This is a genomic window from Actinomadura rubrisoli (genome assembly GCF_004349215.1).
Lineage (GTDB): Bacteria > Actinomycetota > Actinomycetes > Streptosporangiales > Streptosporangiaceae > Spirillospora > Spirillospora rubrisoli.
In genome coordinates, this window is the sequence record NZ_SMKU01000040.1 from 1 (window position 1) to 16,681 (window position 16,681).

15 protein-coding genes are annotated in these 16,681 nt (G+C 72.0%); 8 read left to right on the forward strand and 7 right to left on the reverse strand.

Translation table 11 applies throughout. The annotated features are described in order from the left end of the window. Window positions 1–2 precede the first annotated feature (2 nt). Together E1298_RS10860 and E1298_RS10865 are read left to right on the forward strand one after the other, a co-directional pair. Entirely contained in the window at window positions 3–1,463 is a 1,461-nt protein-coding gene (locus tag E1298_RS10860) for an acetyl-CoA carboxylase carboxyltransferase subunit alpha/beta (protein WP_243725506.1), read from the forward strand. 52 nt (window positions 1,464–1,515) lie between these two features. After that, window positions 1,516–2,217, forward strand: coding sequence for a type 1 glutamine amidotransferase (locus E1298_RS10865; RefSeq protein WP_131891936.1), 702 nt, complete (start codon window positions 1,516–1,518; stop codon window positions 2,215–2,217). A 65-nt stretch (window positions 2,218–2,282) separates the two neighbouring features. Here the strand turns inward: E1298_RS10865 and E1298_RS10870 are convergent, their stop codons facing one another. Together E1298_RS10870 and E1298_RS10875 are read right to left on the reverse strand one after the other, a co-directional pair. Then, complete coding sequence (locus tag E1298_RS10870) at window positions 2,283–2,930, reverse strand: response regulator (protein WP_131891938.1); 648 nt, start codon at window positions 2,928–2,930, stop codon at window positions 2,283–2,285. Then, complete coding sequence (locus E1298_RS10875) at window positions 2,927–4,045, reverse strand: histidine kinase (RefSeq protein ID WP_131891940.1); 1,119 nt, start codon at window positions 4,043–4,045, stop codon at window positions 2,927–2,929. The genes E1298_RS10870 and E1298_RS10875 overlap by 4 nt, the downstream gene beginning before the upstream one ends. A 133-nt stretch (window positions 4,046–4,178) precedes the next feature. On the opposite strand from E1298_RS10875, the gene E1298_RS10880 reads away from it, so the two are divergent. Next, window positions 4,179–5,036 (forward strand): hypothetical protein, encoded by an 858-nt coding sequence (locus E1298_RS10880; protein ID WP_131891942.1) that lies wholly within the window; start codon window positions 4,179–4,181, stop codon window positions 5,034–5,036. Between the two features lie 24 nt (window positions 5,037–5,060). On the opposite strand, the gene E1298_RS10885 is transcribed toward E1298_RS10880, so the two are convergent. From E1298_RS10885 to E1298_RS10895, 3 genes are all read right to left on the reverse strand, one after another. Continuing rightward, complete coding sequence (locus E1298_RS10885; RefSeq protein WP_131891944.1) at window positions 5,061–5,252, reverse strand: hypothetical protein; 192 nt, start codon at window positions 5,250–5,252, stop codon at window positions 5,061–5,063. Between the two features lie 104 nt (window positions 5,253–5,356). Further along, window positions 5,357–6,109 carry a gamma-glutamyl-gamma-aminobutyrate hydrolase family protein gene (locus tag E1298_RS10890; protein ID WP_243725507.1) on the reverse strand — a complete coding sequence of 251 codons (753 nt, stop codon included), beginning with the start codon at window positions 6,107–6,109 and terminating at the stop codon, window positions 5,357–5,359. Beyond that, complete coding sequence (locus tag E1298_RS10895; RefSeq protein WP_131891946.1) at window positions 6,106–7,578, reverse strand: aldehyde dehydrogenase; 1,473 nt, start codon at window positions 7,576–7,578, stop codon at window positions 6,106–6,108. Before E1298_RS10895 ends, E1298_RS10890 begins: the two co-directional genes overlap by 4 nt. Window positions 7,579–7,693: 115 nt before the next feature. Between E1298_RS10895 and E1298_RS10900 the strand changes: the two genes are divergently transcribed. Genes E1298_RS10900 through E1298_RS10910 form a run of 3 tightly spaced genes read left to right on the forward strand, consistent with a single transcriptional unit; the run spans window position 7,694 to window position 10,877 of the window. Then, window positions 7,694–9,142, forward strand: a complete 1,449-nt coding sequence (locus E1298_RS10900) for an aldehyde dehydrogenase (protein WP_131891948.1) — start codon at window positions 7,694–7,696, stop codon at window positions 9,140–9,142. After that, window positions 9,130–10,032, forward strand: coding sequence for a 3,4-dihydroxyphenylacetate 2,3-dioxygenase (locus tag E1298_RS10905; protein ID WP_131891950.1), 903 nt, complete (start codon window positions 9,130–9,132; stop codon window positions 10,030–10,032). The genes E1298_RS10900 and E1298_RS10905 overlap by 13 nt, the downstream gene beginning before the upstream one ends. After that, on the forward strand, window positions 10,032–10,877 hold the full coding sequence (locus E1298_RS10910) for a fumarylacetoacetate hydrolase family protein (RefSeq protein WP_131891952.1): 846 nt from the start codon (window positions 10,032–10,034) through the stop codon (window positions 10,875–10,877). Before E1298_RS10905 ends, E1298_RS10910 begins: the two co-directional genes overlap by 1 nt. A gap of 93 nt (window positions 10,878–10,970) precedes the next feature. Here the strand turns inward: E1298_RS10910 and E1298_RS10915 are convergent, their stop codons facing one another. Continuing rightward, complete coding sequence (locus E1298_RS10915) at window positions 10,971–13,286, reverse strand: LuxR C-terminal-related transcriptional regulator (protein ID WP_131891954.1); 2,316 nt, start codon at window positions 13,284–13,286, stop codon at window positions 10,971–10,973. A 229-nt stretch (window positions 13,287–13,515) separates the two neighbouring features. Further along, window positions 13,516–14,175 carry a FadR/GntR family transcriptional regulator gene (locus tag E1298_RS10920; RefSeq protein WP_131891956.1) on the reverse strand — a complete coding sequence of 220 codons (660 nt, stop codon included), beginning with the start codon at window positions 14,173–14,175 and terminating at the stop codon, window positions 13,516–13,518. A gap of 149 nt (window positions 14,176–14,324) precedes the next feature. Here E1298_RS10920 and E1298_RS10925 point away from each other — a divergent pair, with 149 nt between their 5' ends. Next, window positions 14,325–15,206 (forward strand): fumarylacetoacetate hydrolase family protein, encoded by an 882-nt coding sequence (locus tag E1298_RS10925; RefSeq protein WP_131891958.1) that lies wholly within the window; start codon window positions 14,325–14,327, stop codon window positions 15,204–15,206. Between the two features lie 29 nt (window positions 15,207–15,235). Beyond that, window positions 15,236–16,660 carry an amidase gene (locus E1298_RS10930; RefSeq protein WP_165975411.1) on the forward strand — a complete coding sequence of 475 codons (1,425 nt, stop codon included), beginning with the start codon at window positions 15,236–15,238 and terminating at the stop codon, window positions 16,658–16,660. Window positions 16,661–16,681: the final 21 nt, after the last annotated feature.

The following is a 16,681-nucleotide window of genomic DNA, read 5'->3' on the forward strand; positions in this document are numbered from 1 at the left end:
GCCTGCTGCGCCGCGTGCTGGACGGGGGCGGCTGGACGTCCTGGGACACCCCGCCCGCCGATGCCGTCGACCCCGGCTCGGCGTACGGGAGAGCCCTGGCCGCCGCGCGGGAGCGCAGCGGGTGCGACGAGGCGGTCGTCAGCGGCTCGGGCGTGCTGCGCGGGCGCCGGGTCGCGTTCGTCGTGTCGGAGTTCCGCTTCCTGGCGGGCTCGATCGGCCTGGCCACCGCCGACCGGATCGTGGCGGCCGTCGAGCGCGCCACGGCCGAGGGCCTGCCGCTGCTGGCCGCGCCGTCCTCGGGCGGCACCCGCATGCAGGAGGGCACCGCCGCGTTCGTCCAGATGGCCCGCATCGCCGCCGCCGTCATGGCGCACCGCGCGGCCGGGCTGCCCTACCTGGTGTACCTGCGGCATCCCACCACGGGCGGGGTGTTCGCCTCGTGGGGGTCCCTCGGCCACGTCACCGCCGCCGAGCCCGGCGCGCTGATCGGCTTCCTCGGCCCCCGCGTCTACGAGGGGCTGTACGGCGAGCCGTTCCCGCCGGGCGTGCAGGTCGCCGAGAACCTCGCCGCGAAGGGCCTGCTGGACGCCGTCGTGGGAATCGACGACCTCGCCGGCGTCACGTCCGCCGCCCTGGACGTCCTGTGCGCCCGTCCGCCCGCGGCCGTACCGGACGACGTCCCACCCGCCAAGGCGGACGTCTCCGAGGACGTTCCTGCGTGGGAGTCGATCGGACGGTCACGGCGGCCCGACCGTCCGGGCGTCCGGGAACTGCTCCGGTACGGCGCCACGCACGTGACGCCCCTCTCCGGGACCGGCCAGGGCGAGGCCGACCCCGGCCTGCTGCTCGCCCTGGCCCGCTTCGGCGCGGCGCCCTGCGTCGTCGTCGGTCAGGACCGGCGCAGCCAGCGGACCGGGCATCCGCTCGGCCCGGCGGGCCTGCGCGTCGCGCGGCGCGGCATGCGGCTGGCGGCCGAGCTGGGCCTTCCGCTGGTCACCGTGGTCGACACGCCCGGCGCGGTGCTGTCGGCCGAGGCAGAGGAGGGCGGCCTCGCCGGGGAGATCGCCCGCTGCCTGGCCGACCTGATCACGCTCTCCGCGCCGACGCTGTGCGTCCTGCTCGGCGAGGGGACGGGCGGGGCCGCGCTGGCGCTCCTCCCCGCCGACCGCGTCCTGGCGGCCCGGCACGCCTGGCTGTCCCCGCTCCCGCCCGAGGGCGCCTCGGTGATCATGCACCGCACGCCCGATCTGGCGGGGGAGATGGCCGCCGCCCAGGGCGTCCGGTCGGCGGACCTCCTGCGGGACGGGCTGGCCGACGCGCTCCTCGACGAGCGCCCGGACGCGGCCGACGAGCCGGAGGCGTTCTGCCGCCGGGCCGCCGCGGCGGTCGAGCGGGAGCTTTCGGGCCTCGTCCCGGGCGGGCCCGCCGTCCGCCAGGCGCGCTACCGGCCGCCGTCCCGTTGACCGGATTTCATTTGGGTACGTACGATCTCAGTGTCGACCTCTGGAGGAACCCGTGCGCGCCCTGCTCATCCAGCACGATCACGTGTCGCCCTCGGGACCGGTGGGCGAGCGCCTGACCGGTCGCGGCTGGGACGTGGGCGAACTGCTCGTCGTGCCCGCCGACCGGCACCTGACCCCGGACGTGGAGTGCGCCTTTCCCGACCCCCTCGCCTACGACCTGATCGTCCCCATGGGCGCGCCCTGGTCGGTGGACGATCCGGGCGTCGCCTCCTGGGTCGTGCCCGAGCTCGACCTGCTCGCCAAGGCGCACGCGGGCGGCGTCCCGGTCCTGGGCATCTGCTTCGGCGGCCAGGCCCTCGCGGCCGCGCTCGGCGGCGGCGTCGAACGGGCCCCGCACGCCGAGATGGGCTGGGTGGACGTCGAGACCGACGACCCGTCGCTGGTCGGCCCCGGCCCCTGGTTCCAGTTCCACTACGACCGCTGGATCCTGCCGCCGGGCGCCACCGAGATCGCCCGCAACGCCGTCTGCTCCCAGGCGTTCGTCCACGGCCGCGCGATGGGCGTGCAGTTCCACCCCGAGATCACCGTGTTCGAGCTGGAGCAGTGGCTCTCCCACGGCGGCCACGTCGCGATGCGCGCCGAGGGCGCCGACCCGGACGCCATCCTGGAGGAGGTCCGCCGCACCGAGGCCGCCTCGATCCGCCGCACCCACGCCCTCGTCGACGCCTTCCTCGACCGAGTGGCCACCGCCTAGCGCGGTTCCGCGGACCCGGGCGCCTCGCCGACGAGGCCAGGCGGCCCGCCGACCGCGCCGGCGCGTCAGGACGGGTCGAGGAGGCCGGCGCGGTGGGCGAGGATCGCGGCCTGGACGCGGTTGGTCAGGGACAGCTTGGTGAGGATCCGGCTGACGTGGGTCTTCACCGTCGCCTCGCTCATGTGCAGGGCGGCGGCGATGTCGGTGTTGGACAGGCCGCCGCCCACCCGGACGAGGACCTCGCGTTCCTTGGCGGTCAGGACGGTGAGGCGCCGCTCGGCCTCGGAGCGTCCCGTGTCGGCGAAGTCGCGAAGCAGGCGCCGGGTGACCTTGGGGGAGAGCATCGCGTCGCCGCGCGCGGCGCTGCGGACGGCCGCCAGCATCTCCTGCGCCGAGGCGTCCTTCAGCAGGAAGCCCACGGCGCCGTGGCGCAGGGCGGTGCGCACGTACTCGTCCAGGTCGAAGGTGGTGAGGACCACGACGCTGGGCGGGCGGGGGAGGCGCGCCATGCGCTCGGTCGCGGTCAGGCCGTCGGCGCGGGGCATCCGGATGTCCATCAGGACGACGTCGGGAGCGCGGGCCCCGGCCTCCCGCAGCGCCTCGTCCCCGTCGGACGCCTCGCCGACCACCGTGACATCGGGGGCCGTCTCCATGATGGTGCGGAGCATGGCGCGCACCATCCACTCGTCGTCCACGATCAGGACGCGGATCACAGCGGCACCTCGGCGCTCACCTCGAAGCCGCCGCCGGGCGCCGGGCGCGCGGTCAGCTCGCCGCCGACGAGCCGGATCCGCTCGGCGATGCCGAGCAGGCCGTGGCCGCCGCCGGGCAGGCCGGGCCCGGGGCCGCGCGCCGGGCCGTTGGCGACGCGGAGTCGCAGGACGTCCGGGGTCTGCCTGATCCGGACGCTCGTCTCGGCGTCGCCGGCGTGCTTGTGGACGTTGGCCAGCGCCTCCTGCACGACCCGGTAGACGGCGTGCTCGATCAGGGCCGGGGGACGCGAGCCGGACTCGTTCGCGATCTCGAACGTGACCCGCATCCCGATGCGCCGCGACTCGGCGACGAGGTCGGCGAGGTCGGCCAGGCCCGGCTGGGGGGCGACGGGCGCGTCGCCGTCCGCGCGGAGCACCTCGACGAGGGAGCGCAGCTCGCCGAGGGCCTCGCGCCCGATGGCGCCGATGCTCCTGCCGATCGTGGTGGCGTCCCGCCCGTCCGACGCCTCAAGGGCGGTGGCGTGCAGCACCATCAGCGACACGCGGTGGGTGACGACGTCGTGCATGTCGCGGGCGATCTGGGCGCGCTCCTCGCCGCGCGCCCGCAGGATGTTCTGGTGCTGCTCGCGCTCCAGGCGCTCGGCCCGCTCGCGCATGCGGGCGATCAGCTCGCGGCGGGTGCCGGTGTACAGGCCGAGCAGGGCGGGCGCGACGCAGATCGCGGCGGTGAGCGGCGCGGCGGCGTCGGGGCCGCCGAGCCGCCAGATCGGGACGCCGACCACGGCGGAGGCGGCCAGCGTGCCGATCGCCGTCCGGCGCCATGACCCCGTGCGTTCCGCGAAGGCGTACTGCGCGACCATGACGGCGGTGAACGCGGCGAGCGTCACCCAGGCGGCCAGGGCGAGCGCGACGAACGGCTCGGGACGCCGCCTCCGGAGCAGCGCCGCCGCGCCGACCAGGAGGCCGAGCGGGACCGCGAACCACAGCGGCGGCTCCCAGCCGAGACCTGCGATCTCCCTGTCGCCGAACGACCGTCCCGCCCCGGCGTCGGAGTACGCGGTGCTCACCGCGACGGCGACCGCCACGAGCGCGTCCACTGCCGTCGGCCGTCTCATGGACGTCCACGCTAACCGGGCCGCGACCTGCGGGCATCCAGAGAAAGTTGTAGGCGGCGTCCACACTTCGCCTCCGGAGAAGGCGAGGATCGGCCGATGTGCCGGACGTGCCGTCGTGGCCAGCCTGAAGGGCATGTCCAGAGAGAACGAGAACGACCGGCGGCGCCTGAACCTCGTCTTCGCGGCCTTCTGCCTGGTGGCCGCCGTGCTGGCGCTGCTCCCAGAGGACCCGGCTCGGCCCGCCGTCCAGATGGCGGCGGGCTACGGGTATCCGATCGCCGCCGTCCTCGTGGCCGCCGCCGCCCTGCGGCGGGCCAGGCGCACACTGATCGTGTCGCACCTCCTCCTCGTCCCGGTGCAGTTCGTCTTCAGCTTCGGCGGCGGGTTCGCGCCGCTGGGCGGGATGATCTTCTCCGTGGTGGCCGCCGTGCTGATGCGACCGCGGTTCCCGCAGCTCAGGCGCCGCGCCCGGCGGGTGTGGCTGACCCTGCACGTCGGCGTCAGCGTCGGATGGCTGGGCCTGTCCCTGGCGATGACGACGCTGGCGGTCGCCGGGGCCACCGCCGGCGGCCATGCGGTGCGGCACGGCGCCTACGAGCTGATGCACGTGTTCGACCTCGCCATCGTGATCCCGAGCGTGGTCATGGCCATCGCCACCGGCCTCGTGGTGTCGCTGGGGACGCCCTGGGGCGTGCTCAAGCACTGGTGGGTGCTGCTCAAGCTCGTCATCGCGCTGGTCATCCCGGTCATCGCCACGGTCCAGAGCACGTGGATCGAGGAGCTGCGAGCGCGGACCGCCGATCCGGCGGGCGAGCCCGGCGGCCTGGGCCTCACGCTGGTGATCTGCATGGCCTGCTACGCCCTGCTGCTGTGGACGGCGGTCGCCCTGTCGGTCTTCAAGCCGGGCGGGAAGACGCGCTGGGGACGCGCCGCGAGCCGTCCCGCGCCCCGGCGCCGGACCACGGCGGCGCCCGTCGAGACGCGCATCTGACCACCCCGTCCAGGACGACCCCCTCTAGGACGATCCGCGACGAGGCGGCCGCCGGGGGCCGGAGTGGTGGCGGGAGCCCCGGCGGTGGCGGCGGCCGCGGGGGACGAACGCGGCGACGGCCCCGAGGGCCAGCCCGATCAGGAGCACGACGAGAAGGGCGGCGAGAACCCAGGTAGTGATCTTGAAGCTCCTGCATCTCGCGGTGTCGTCCGCCATAGGGTCGCGATCCCCTTCCGGTGTTCCTTCGCCCTTCCTAGGCTCCATGGTGACAGATCTCCGCCACACTCCGCGTCGTGGTAATTACTTACCGTGATTCGTAGTCAGGCGGCCGCGGCCTGGATCAAGGCCCTGAACAGGGCTTGCTGGGCCCGGTCGGTGGCGGCGGTGTCCTCGGGATGCCACTGGACGGCGAGGAACCAGCCGCGGGGATCGGCGAGCTCGGCGGCCTCGACCGTGCCGTCGGCGGCGTGCGCGGTCGGCTTCAGCGCGGGGGCCAGCGTCGCGACCGCCTGGTGGTGGTAGCAGGACGCGACCGTCTCCTCCGCGTCCAGGGTCTTGGCCAGCAGCGTGCCCGGCGTGACCGCCACCGGGTGCGCCTTGTGCCGGTGGTCGGGCTCCATGTGCTGGTCGAGCGTCCCGCCGAGGACCGCGTTGACGACCTGGAACCCCCGGCAGACGGCGAGCGCCGGTATCCCCGTCTCCAGGACGTGGGACGCCAGGGCCAGGTCGAACTCGTCCTGCTCCTCGTCCACGTCGTAGAGGGCCTCGTGCTCGTCGGCCGCGCCGTAGTGGCGCGGGTGGAGGTCGCCGCCGCCCGGGAGCAGGACGCCGTCGCAGCGCTCCAGCCGGGACGGGTCGAACGGCGCGGCCGGGTGCATGACGAACGGCTCGCCACCGGCCCGGAACACCGCCTCGACGAGGGCGCGGGCGGCCACCTCGGCCCGGTAGCGCAGGGCGGAGGCGCTCGCGGAGAAGCGGGCGGGAAGGGCGATGAGGGGGCGCGGGATCCCGGCTTCGGGGCGCCGGCTCCCGGCTTCGGGGCGCGGGCCTCCGGCTTCGGGGCGCGGGCTCACAGCTCGATCCAGGTGGTCTTCAGGTCGGTGTACTTGTCGAGGGCGTGCAGGGACTTGTCGCGGCCGTGCCCGGACTGCTTGACCCCGCCGAACGGAATGCTCATGTCCCCCTCCTCGTAGCAGTTGACCCAGACCGTCCCGGCGCGGAGGGCGCGCGACACGCGGTGCGCGGTGGACAGGTCCGACGTCCACACGGCGGCGGCGAGACCGTAGTCGGAGTCGTTGGCCATCGCGACGGCCTCGTCCACGTCGTCGAACGCAAGGACGGCGAGGACGGGCCCGAAGATCTCCTCGCGCGCCACCGGCATCTCGGGCTTGACCTGGTCGAAGACCGTGGGGCGGATGTGCGGGCCGTCGGCGCGGCCCCCGGTGCGCAGCCGGGCGCCCGAGGACTTGGCGGCCTCGATGTGCGCCATGACGCGCGCGTGGTGGGCGGCCGACACCAGCGGACCCATCTCGGTCGCCGGGTCCAGCGGGTCGCCGACGCGCAGCGACTCGGCGCGGGCCACGACCCGGTCGAGGACGCGGTCGGCGACCGAGCGGTGGACGAGCAGGCGGGACGGCGCGGAGCACATCTCGCCCGCGTTGAAGAAGATGTTCCCCGCGGCGGTGTCGGCGGCGACGTCCAGGTCCGGGGCGTCCGGCAGGACGATGTTGGGGGACTTGCCGCCGAGCTCCAGCCAGACGCGCTTGAGGTTGGACCCGGCCGCGTAGCGCAGGAAGTGGCGGCCGACCTCGGTGGAGCCGGTGAAGGCCAGGACGTCCACGCCCGGGTGCTCGCCCAGGGCGCGCCCGGCGATCTCGCCGGGCCCGTTGACGACGTTGAACGCGCCCGGCGGCAGCCCGGCCTCGGTCGCGAGCGCGGCCAGGTGCAGGGCGGACAGGGGCGACTCCTCGGCGGGCTTCAGCACGACCGTGCAGCCGGCGGCGAGGGCCGGGGCGATCTTCCACGCGGCCATCGTCAGCGGGAAGTTCCACGGGACGACGGCCGCGACGACGCCGGCGGGCTCGCGGGTGATGAGGGCGAGCGAGGACGCGGCGGTGCGGGGCGACTCGTCCAGTTGCTTGTCGGCGGCCTCGGCGTACCAGCGCAGGCACCCGATGAGGGCGCGCAGTTCGATACCGTGCGACTCGGTGATCGGCTTGCCCATCTCCAGGCTCACCAGCAGGGCGAGGGCGTCGCGGTCGCGCTCGACCAGGGCGGCCCAGCGCAGGAGCGCGGCCTTGCGCTCGGCGGGCGCGAGGCGCGGCCAGGGCCCGGCGTCGAAGGCCCGGCGGGCGGCGGCGACGGCGTCGTCGACCTGGGCCGTCCCGGCGGACGGGACGTGCGCGATCGTCAGGCCGTCGCGGGGGGAGACCACCGGGGTGGTGGCGGGATCGCCGGTGAACGCGCCGTCGATGTGGTGGCCGGTGTACGGGACGAGCCCGGCGGCCCGGGCACGCCATTCGTCGTACGGGACATCGGTCACGGGGCCCCTCCTCGCGCTAGAGTTCGTTTGAACCCAAACATTAGCCGGACAGGGTTGACCGCCGCCATCCCCGCTTCCTAAGTTATTTGGGACCAAACAAACTGGAGGTGCAGCGATGGCAACAGTCGCGGGCGTCGCCGTCGAACCCGGGCACTGGATCGGCGGTGAACGCGTCGGCTCCAGCCAGACGTTCACCGACGTCTCCCCGATCGACGAGCGGCCGATCGCCGAGATCGCACGGGGCGGGGCGCAGGAGGCGCAGGCGGCGGTGGACGCCGCACGCCGGGCCTTCCCCTCCTGGTCCAGGACGACCCGGGAGGAGCGCGCCCGGATCCTGCACGCGATCGCCGACGGCGTCGAGAAGCGGATCGAGGACCTGGCCCAGGTCGAGACGGCCGACAACGGCGCCCTGATCCGCTCGCACCGGCGCGGCGTGATGCCGCGCGTGGCGCACAACTTCCGCTTCTTCGCAGACTGGCTCCTCAAGCTCGGCCACGAGGACTTCGACACGCGAGGCCACACCAACCACGTCAGCTGGGACCCGGCGGGCGTCTGCGCCCTGATCACCCCGTGGAACGCCCCCCTCATGCTGGCCACGTGGAAGATCGCCCCGGCGCTGGCGGCCGGGAACACCGTGGTGCTCAAGCCCGCCGAGTGGACGCCGCTGACCGCGTCGCTGCTGGCCGGCATCGCCGCCGAGGCGGGCCTGCCGGACGGGGTGTTCAACGTCGTCCAGGGCTACGGGGCCGAGGTCGGCGGCCCGCTGACCGCGCACCCCGACGTGCGGCGGATCAGCTTCACCGGGTCGGTGCCGACGGCCAGGGCGATCGCCGCGGCCGCCGCCCCGCACCTCACGCCGCTGTCGCTGGAGCTGGGCGGCAAGTCGCCGCTGGTCGTCTTCGCCGACGCCGACCTGGACCTGGCCGTCGACCTGGCGGTGGAGCAGTACGACAACGCCGGGCAGGTCTGCCTGGCCGCGACCCGGCTGCTCGTCGAGTCGTCCATCGCGGACGAGTTCACCGAGCGCTTCATCGAGAAGGCGGGCCGGATCAAGCAGGGCGACCCGCGCGACGCCGCCACCGACATGGGCCCGCAGATCCACCGGCGGCACCTCGAACGGGTGGACGGCTTCGTCCAGCGGGCCAAGGACGCCGGGGCGCGCGCGCTCATCGGCGGCGGCCCCAACGACGAGCTGGGCGGCCTCTACTACCGTCCGACGCTCTTCACCGGGGCGTCCGAAGGCGCGGAGATCCTCACCGAAGAGGTGTTCGGTCCCGTCCTGACGCTCCAGACCTTCGACACCGAGGAGCAGGCCATCGCCATGGCGAACGGCACCCGCTTCGGTCTGGCCGCGACCCTCGCCACCGGCGACCCAGAGCGCGCGCGGCGCGTCACCGAACGGCTCGTGGCCGGGACGGTCTGGGTCAACTGCTTCTTCGTCCGCGACCTCCAGGCCCCGTTCGGCGGTTCCCGGCAGTCGGGGATGGGACGCGAGGGCGGCGACTGGTCGTTCGACTTCTACTGCGATCTCAAGAACACGGTGACGGCACCATGGGCGAAATAGTCGGCGCGGGCCTCCTCGCGCACGTTCCCACGATCGTCCTCCCCGAGGTGACGCGGCGCGAGCTGAACGGCGGCGCGGACACCACCCTCGTCCCCGGGCTGAAGCGCCTGCGCGCCGAGGTCTTCGACCGCGACGACTACGACACCGTCGTCGTCCTCGACTCCCACTGGGCCACGACGGTCGAGTTCGTCACCACGGCCCACGACCGGCGCGCCGGGCTCTACACGTCCGAGGAGCTGCCGCGCGGCATGTGCCGCATGCCGTACGACTTCCCCGGCGACCCCGAACTGGCCCGCGCGGTCGCCGACTACGCCGACGAGCACGGGACGTACATCACCCCGATCGACGACCCGTACCTGCCGATCTACTACGCCACCGTCAACCTGTGGACGCACCTCGGCGTCCGCGACAACCCCTACCTCGGCGAGCCCGGCCGCCGCTGGATGTCGATCGGCGTGTGCCAGACCGCCGACACCGAGGACTTCCTGCGCCTCGGCCGCGCCCTGCGCGACGCCATCGCCGCGAGCGACCGGCGCGTCCTGCTGATCGCCTCCGGCGCCCTGTCGCACACGTTCTGGCCGCTGCGGGTGATCCGCGACCATGAGGCGGCCGGGCCCGAGCACATCTTCAGCCCCGAGGCGCGGGCCGCCGACGAGGAGCGCATCGGCTGGCTCCGCGACGGCGACCACGCGCGCATGCTCGACACGATGCCGGACTTCCTGCGCTACAAGCCGGAGGCCCGCTTCGGCCACTACCTCATGATGATCGGCGCCCTGGGGGAGCGCGCCTGCACCGCCCCCGGCCGCCTCTACAGCGAGTACGAGAACTCCGTCGGAACCGGCCAGGTGCACATCTGGTTCGACCGGCCCGAGAACGGATGGACCCCCTGATGGCCGAATACCGACGGATCCTGCTGGACGGCGCCGCCACCCAGGTCGTCCGCGACGGCGACGACCTCGTCAGCGCGGACGGCCGCCGTGTGCGCGCGGGCGACGCCGTCCACCTGCCGCCGTGCGAGCCGTCCAAGGTGATCGCGGTGCACCTCAACCACCGCAGCCGCGTCGAGGAGTTCCAGACCGCGCTGCCGCCCGCGCCCACGTTCTTCCACAAGCCGACCTCCGCGCTGAACGCGCACGGCGGCGCGGTCGTGCGGCCCGAGCGCTGCGAGTACCTCAACTACGAAGGCGAGATCGCCATCGTCATCGGCCGGACGGCCCGCAACGTCTCGCCGAAGGAGGCGGGCGACTACATCGCGGGCTACACCGTCGCCAACGACTACGGCCTGCACGACTTCCGCGACACCGACGCGGGCTCGATGCTGCGCGTCAAGGGCTCCGACACACTCTGCCCGCTCGGCCCCGGCCTCGTCACCGGCTGGGACTTCCACGGCAAGTACCTGCGCACCTACGTCAACGGGGAGCTGGTGCAGGACGGCAGCACCGACGAGATGGAGTGGGACATGCACTACCTCGTCGCCGACATCGCCCGCACCATCACCCTCTACCCGGGGGACGTGCTGCTGTCGGGCACCCCGGCCAACTCGCGCCCCGTCCGTCCGGGCGACGTGGTGGAGGTCGAGGCGGAAGGGCTCGGACGGCTCCGCAACCACATCGTCACCGGCCCCGTCCCGATCCGCGACGACTGCGGCGCGCAGCCGACCGCGTCCGAGGAAGTGATCTCCACGGCGTTCGGCGGTGACTGGGAGTTCCGCGGCATCCGAGCGCCCCAAAGGTAGTTGGTGGGGGGTCGCCCCCTCAGAATGAGAGGTAGTTGCCGGGGGGTCTGGGGCCGCCCCCCGGCCGGCCTGGGCCTCCAGCCTCGAAGCTCTTCAGTGGCCGGGATTTCGTTCCGTGATCCATGACGCGATCTGCGCTCGTGAATTGAATCCGAGTTTGACAAGGATGTTCCCGACGTGCGTATCGACGGTGCGCTTTGCGATGACGAGCTGCTCGGCGATCTTCTTGTTCGACATTCCGGCGGCCACGAGACCCGCGATCTGCAGTTCGCGCAGCGTCAGGGTCCCGTCAGCACGCTTGGGTGAACGTGCTTGGATCCTCTTTTCTTCTAGTGCGTACGCCAGGGCCTCGTCCGGTGCCAGCGCGGCTCCGCGGGAGACCGCCGAATCGAAGGCCTCGTCACCGATGTCGGCGCGGGCTTCATGCTCGCAGCGGCTGCGGTGCGCCTGCCAGGGGCGGGAGCCGAACAGTGGCAGGCCGATGCCTTGCCACAGGTGCGTCGCGCATCCGAGCAGAACCGCGGCGCGGTCCGAATTGCTCCGGCCGGCCGCGATCCATGCCAGCAGCTCGAAGGCCATGGCGCGCCCAAGAGCGTCGTGAAAGCTCCGCTGGAGTTGAAGACTGTCTTGCACCCGGGCGGCGGATGACGACAGGTGTCCCCTGGTCAGATCGACGAAGGCGAAGCCGTAGAGCGCATATGACCTCATCAAGAACTCGTCATGGCGTTCACACAGGGACCGGCAGAGCTCGAAATGCTCTCCGGCCTCGTCGATATGGTCGCGAAAGAGGTACGCGAGTCCTAGGCTGACGTTCAGAATCGCTCTCAGCCCGGCGGGCGCCTGGAGTTGCTCGTACAGTGCGAGAGCATTCGACATGGTCGCTGTCGCGCGCTCGGAGTCCCCGTTGAAGTGCTCTGTCAGTCCCAGCGTGTGGACGCCGTAGGCATGGGTGAGCGGCTCGTCGAGATCGTCGGCCATCGCGATGCACGCTCGTGCGGAGGCCGTCGCCGTGGCGTGATCGCCCTGCAGTCCGGCCACGTAGGCGTGCGTTCCCAGCGCCCATGCCCTCTCGGGGCCGGCTTCGGTGCCAGAGGCCAGGAGAAGGTCCAGCCAGAAGCGGCCTTCCGCGAGGTTGGACGCCACCCAGAGGAACCACGGTGACCCGGCCAAGCGCAAGCCTGCTCGTTGCTGTCCGGGCTCCTTCAGGCAGTACTCGAACGCGGCGCGGAGATTCGGCTGTTCTTGTTGGAGCCGGACGAACCACTCCTGCTGCTTCGGACCGAACCACTCCGCCGTGGCCTTGTTGATCAGGTGGAGGTACCAGCCGCAATGCCGTCGCCGTATTCCTGGGCCGTCCTCTGTTTCCGTCAGGCGTTCTTGACCGTACTCCCGAAGGGTTTCCAAGAGTCGGAATCGGAGGTGGCCGCCCGACTCCTGCCGTATCAGGATGGACTTGTCGATCAAGCCCGCGATGACGTCGAGGATCGACTCCGAGGGCAGCCTTTCGTCCACGCAGACGGCCATCGCGCCCTGGAGATCGAAGCTGCCCACGAAGGCGGCGGAGCGCGTCCACAGCAGTTTCTCGGCCGGGCTGCAGAGCTGGAAGCTCCAGCCGATCGTCGCGCGCAGCGTCTGATGCCTCGCGGGGGTCGTCCGGCTGCCGCCCGTGAGCAGATCGAGCCGGTGATCGAGCCGGGCCGCCAGCTCGGCGACGGTCAGGACCCGGAGGCGGACCGCCGCCAGTTCGATCGCGAGCGGATTGCCTTCCAGCTGCTGGCAGATCCTCGCGACCTCGGGCAGGTTCGCGGCGGTCATGGTGAACCCTGGAACGGCGTCGGCTGCTCGTTCGCCGAACAGGGCGAGCGCCGGGTACAGGTGCTCATCGCCGGGGGCCACCGGTGCTTCGACATCCGGTACGGGCAGGGGCGGAACCTGCATCAGCCGTTCACCGGGGACGCCCAGCGCGTGTCGGCTAGTTGCCAGTATCCGGATGTGCGGGGCGTGTTGCAGCGTGCGGAAGACGACCGACGCGGCCTCGTCGAGAAGGTGCTCGCAACTGTCGAGGACGAGCAGCATGTGGCGTCGCCGGAGATGGTCGATGAGGACGGTCAGCGGCGCTCGGCCGGACATCTCCGCAACCTCAAGTGCGTCCAGGAGGGTCTGCGCCAGGAGTTTCGGCTCGCGCAGTTCTCCCAGCTCGACGACCCTGACTCCATCTTTGAAGGTTCGCTGCACTTGGGCGGCGGCCTTGAACGCAAGTCTCGTCTTCCCGACACCACCGGCGCCGATGAGGGTGACGAGCCGGCTAGCGGCCACCAGCTCGCGAGTACGTGTTAGTTCGTCGCGGCGTCCGACGAAGCTCGTCAGTTCTGAGGGAAGAAGCGCTGCGCGTCCCGTTGAGCCCGTCATGCCGCGGCGCTCCGGACGGTCCGGTCAGTCCGGGCACGGATCACGCGGTCGGCGAGCTTTGAAGTGTCGGTACGCCGGTACGCATTTTGCGCGATACCCGCGCCGGCCACGGCCGCGCATCCTGGCCTTAGCCGAGGATCGGGAGGTGTGAGATGCACGTGCAAGAACATCAGGTCGCGACATGGGCTCCGCGGGGGCCCCGCCGGAATCGGAGCCGCGGCAGGCGGGGTCACGGTCGCCCCAGCAGGTTCTCCGACACGTTCTGCAGGTGGACTCTCATGGCCTGACCGGCGCCGTCGGCGTCACGATCGCGCAGCGCCCTGACGATCTCCACGTGCTCGGCGTGGTAGCGACGGCGCCGCTCCGGTGTGGAGGTACGGCTCTTGAGGGACCCCCAGACCGGCAGTGACCGGGCGGTGTTGAGGACGTCGTACATGGTGAGCAGCAGGCCGTTGTGAGCGGCCTTCGCGATGCTTCGATGCAGTTTGGCGTCCCAGGACTCGAACGACGCGAAATCGTCACTGGCTCCGCCCGCGGCCAGGCAGTCGCCGATCCCTTCCAGGTCGGCCTGCGTCGCCATGCTGGCGGACAGGGCCGCGACCTGGGGCTCCACGAGCAGCCGGGCCTGCATGATCTCGGCGGGCGAGCTGTCCGCGGGCGCTCCGGCGATGTCGATGGCGACGTCGGTCAGGAAGGTGCCGCGGCCTACTTGCCGCTCGATGATGCCGTCGCGCTCCAGCGCGCTGAGCGCCCGGCGAATCGCGCTGCGCGGTGCGGCGAGTCGCTCGACGAGCGCGCGCTCGGTCGGCAGCTTCGCGCCCGGCCCGAAGGTTCCGTCTTGCGCACCGTCGAGCAGCAGGGCCCGCAGCGATTGTTCGACACCCATCATGCGATCACGATACGCCGCCGGACGATACCAATCAAGACCAATGTCGTGGCATAGGGCAGCACGTCAGAGTATTGACGACAATGATCCGGGGACGTACTATCTGCCACAGCTCGCCAAATTGGTAATATTGGTTCAGATTGGTGCAATGTATGAAGCTGGTGACCTTCTCGCCCGGATCCGCTTCGCCTCGCGTCGGCACGGTCGACCTCGGCATGGTGCGGGACGTCAGCGGCGTCCTGCCCGCGAACGCGGGGATGCTCGAAGTCGTCGAAGGATGGGCGGAGGCCGCCCCGCTGCTGGCGGCGGCCGGTGCCGACCTCCCCGCGTATCCGCTGGCGGACGTGCGGGTGCATGCCCCGATCCCGGAGCCCCGTCGCAATATCTTCTGCGTCGGTAAGAACTACCGCGAGCACGTCGTGGAGTTCGGCCGCAGCGGCTACGACCAGCCGGACCGCTCGGAAGCGATGCCCACGTACCCGGTGGTGTTCTCCAAGGCGACCACGTCGGTCACCGGCCCGTTCGATGACATCGAACCGCACGCGGCCGTCAGCGCCGAACTGGACTACGAAGCCGAGCTCGCCGTGATCGTCGGACGGGGCGGGCGCGGCATCAGCCGGGAGCGCGCTTTCGAGCATGTCTGGGGCTACACGATCATCAACGACGTGACCGCGCGGGACCTGCAGCGCGCTCACAAGCAGTGGCTGATCGGGAAATCCCTCGACACGCACGCCCCGATGGGGCCCTTCGCGGTGACCGCGGACGAGATCACCGACGTCACCGCCTTGCGGGTCGAGAGCCGCGTCAACGGGGACCTGCGGCAGTCCGCCTCCGTCAAGGATCTGATCTTCGACATTCCCGAGCTGATCGCGACGCTGTCGGCCGGGATCACTCTGCTGCCGGGCGACATCATCGCCACCGGCACCCCCGCGGGCGTCGGTATCGGCTTCGCCCCTCCGCGGTTCCTGGTCAGCGGCGATGTCGTCGAGACGTCGATCACCGGCCTCGGCGCACAGCGCAACCGCATCGCATGACGGATCGCATGACAGGAGGACCCGGTTACATGATCGGCCAGAACGACACGGCCCCCTGGGCATGGAGCGCGACAGAGATCGTCCGCAAGGTCTCCGACGGAACGGCGACCTGCAGCGAGATCACCCGGTCCTGCCTCGATCGCGTCCACGCCGTCAATCCGGAGCTGCGAGCCGTGGTCGAGGTCGACGAGGACGGCGCGATGGCGGCCGCGGCCGCGGTCGACGAGCGGGCACGGCGGGGAGCGCCTCTCGGCCCGCTCGCCGGCGTGCCCATGGTGACGAAGGTGAACGTCGACCAGCGCGGCAGCGCCACCACCAATGGCGTGACGGCCTTCCGGGACCGCATCGCCGAACACGACAACCCGGTCATCGCCAACCTGCGCCACGCCGACGCGATCATCCTCGGCCGCAGCAGCACCCCGGCGTTCTCCTGGCGCTGGTTCACCGACAGCGAGCTGTACGGCGCGACGCTCAACCCGTGGAACCCGGCACGAACCGTCGGCGGATCCAGCGGCGGGTCGGCCGCGGCGGTCGCCGCGGGCATGGTCCCTCTGGCGCACGGCAGTGACCTCGCCGGGTCCATCCGCTATCCGGCGATGGCGTGCGGCCTGTTCGGGCTGCGCCCCAGCCAGGGCCGCGTGCCCAGCTATGACGCGTCCGCACCCGCCGAGCGCGCACCGTTCGCCCAGCTTCTCGGGTCCCAGGGACCGATGGCGCGGTCCGTGGCGGACCTGCGGTGCGCGCTGCGGGCGATGGAGCGCTACAGCGACTTGGATCCGTGGACGGTGCCCCACGCCGGCAGGGCGGATGACTCCACCGTGCCGTGCCGGGTCGCGGTGGTACGCGACGTGCCGTGGGCCGACGTCGATCCGGCCGTCTCCGCGCAGGTCGACCTCGCCGCCGGGCGCCTGAAAGCGGCCGGGTACGACCTCGTCGACGCGGTGCCCCCCGGTTTCGAGAGCACGCTCGATATCTACCGAGGGCTGCTGTGGGAGGCCGGCCACGGCCTTCTGAACACGATCGACCGCCACGGCGACGACGCCAGCCGGGCCGTCGCCGAGGTCTTCCGCGGCATGGTCGCCGATCTCGACGTCGCCGACTACTTCGGGCTGTTCGGCAGACGTACCTCCATGGCGCGGGACTGGCAGGTCTTCCTCGACGAACACCCGCTGGTGCTGATGCCCGTGTCGTGGCAGCAGCCGTTCCCGGCCGGCTATGACCAGCGCGGCGCCGATGCGGTCCGCCGCGTGATGGCTTCGATGGTCCCCGCCATCGCGGTCAACCTGTGCGGATTGCCCGCTGTGACCGCTCCGACCGCCTTCAACGCCGACGGTCCGCTCGGCGTCCAGATCGTCGGCCGCCGGTTCCGCGACGGCCAGTGCCTCGCCGCGGCCGAGGCCGTCGCCGGCGACACCGCGCCCATCGCACCCGTCGTGCTCACCGGAACGCGCTGAGACCCCATCGAAAGAAGGAGA

What these genes read in the sequence shown, in the direction of transcription:
- E1298_RS10875 (WP_131891940.1), bottom strand. Translation starts at nt 4,045, where the DNA reads ATGAGACGGCCGACGGCAGTGGACGCGCTCGTGGCGGTCGCCGTCGCG.
- E1298_RS10880 (WP_131891942.1), top strand. Translation starts at nt 4,179, where the DNA reads ATGTCCAGAGAGAACGAGAACGACCGGCGGCGCCTGAACCTCGTCTTC.
- E1298_RS10885 (WP_131891944.1), bottom strand. Translation starts at nt 5,252, where the DNA reads ATGGCGGACGACACCGCGAGATGCAGGAGCTTCAAGATCACTACCTGG.
- E1298_RS10900 (WP_131891948.1), top strand. Translation starts at nt 7,694, where the DNA reads ATGGCAACAGTCGCGGGCGTCGCCGTCGAACCCGGGCACTGGATCGGC.
- E1298_RS10905 (WP_131891950.1), top strand. Translation starts at nt 9,130, where the DNA reads ATGGGCGAAATAGTCGGCGCGGGCCTCCTCGCGCACGTTCCCACGATC.
- E1298_RS10910 (WP_131891952.1), top strand. Translation starts at nt 10,032, where the DNA reads ATGGCCGAATACCGACGGATCCTGCTGGACGGCGCCGCCACCCAGGTC.
- E1298_RS10915 (WP_131891954.1), bottom strand. Translation starts at nt 13,286, where the DNA reads ATGACGGGCTCAACGGGACGCGCAGCGCTTCTTCCCTCAGAACTGACG.
- E1298_RS10920 (WP_131891956.1), bottom strand. Translation starts at nt 14,175, where the DNA reads ATGATGGGTGTCGAACAATCGCTGCGGGCCCTGCTGCTCGACGGTGCG.
- E1298_RS10925 (WP_131891958.1), top strand. Translation starts at nt 14,325, where the DNA reads ATGAAGCTGGTGACCTTCTCGCCCGGATCCGCTTCGCCTCGCGTCGGC.
- E1298_RS10930 (WP_165975411.1), top strand. Translation starts at nt 15,236, where the DNA reads ATGATCGGCCAGAACGACACGGCCCCCTGGGCATGGAGCGCGACAGAG.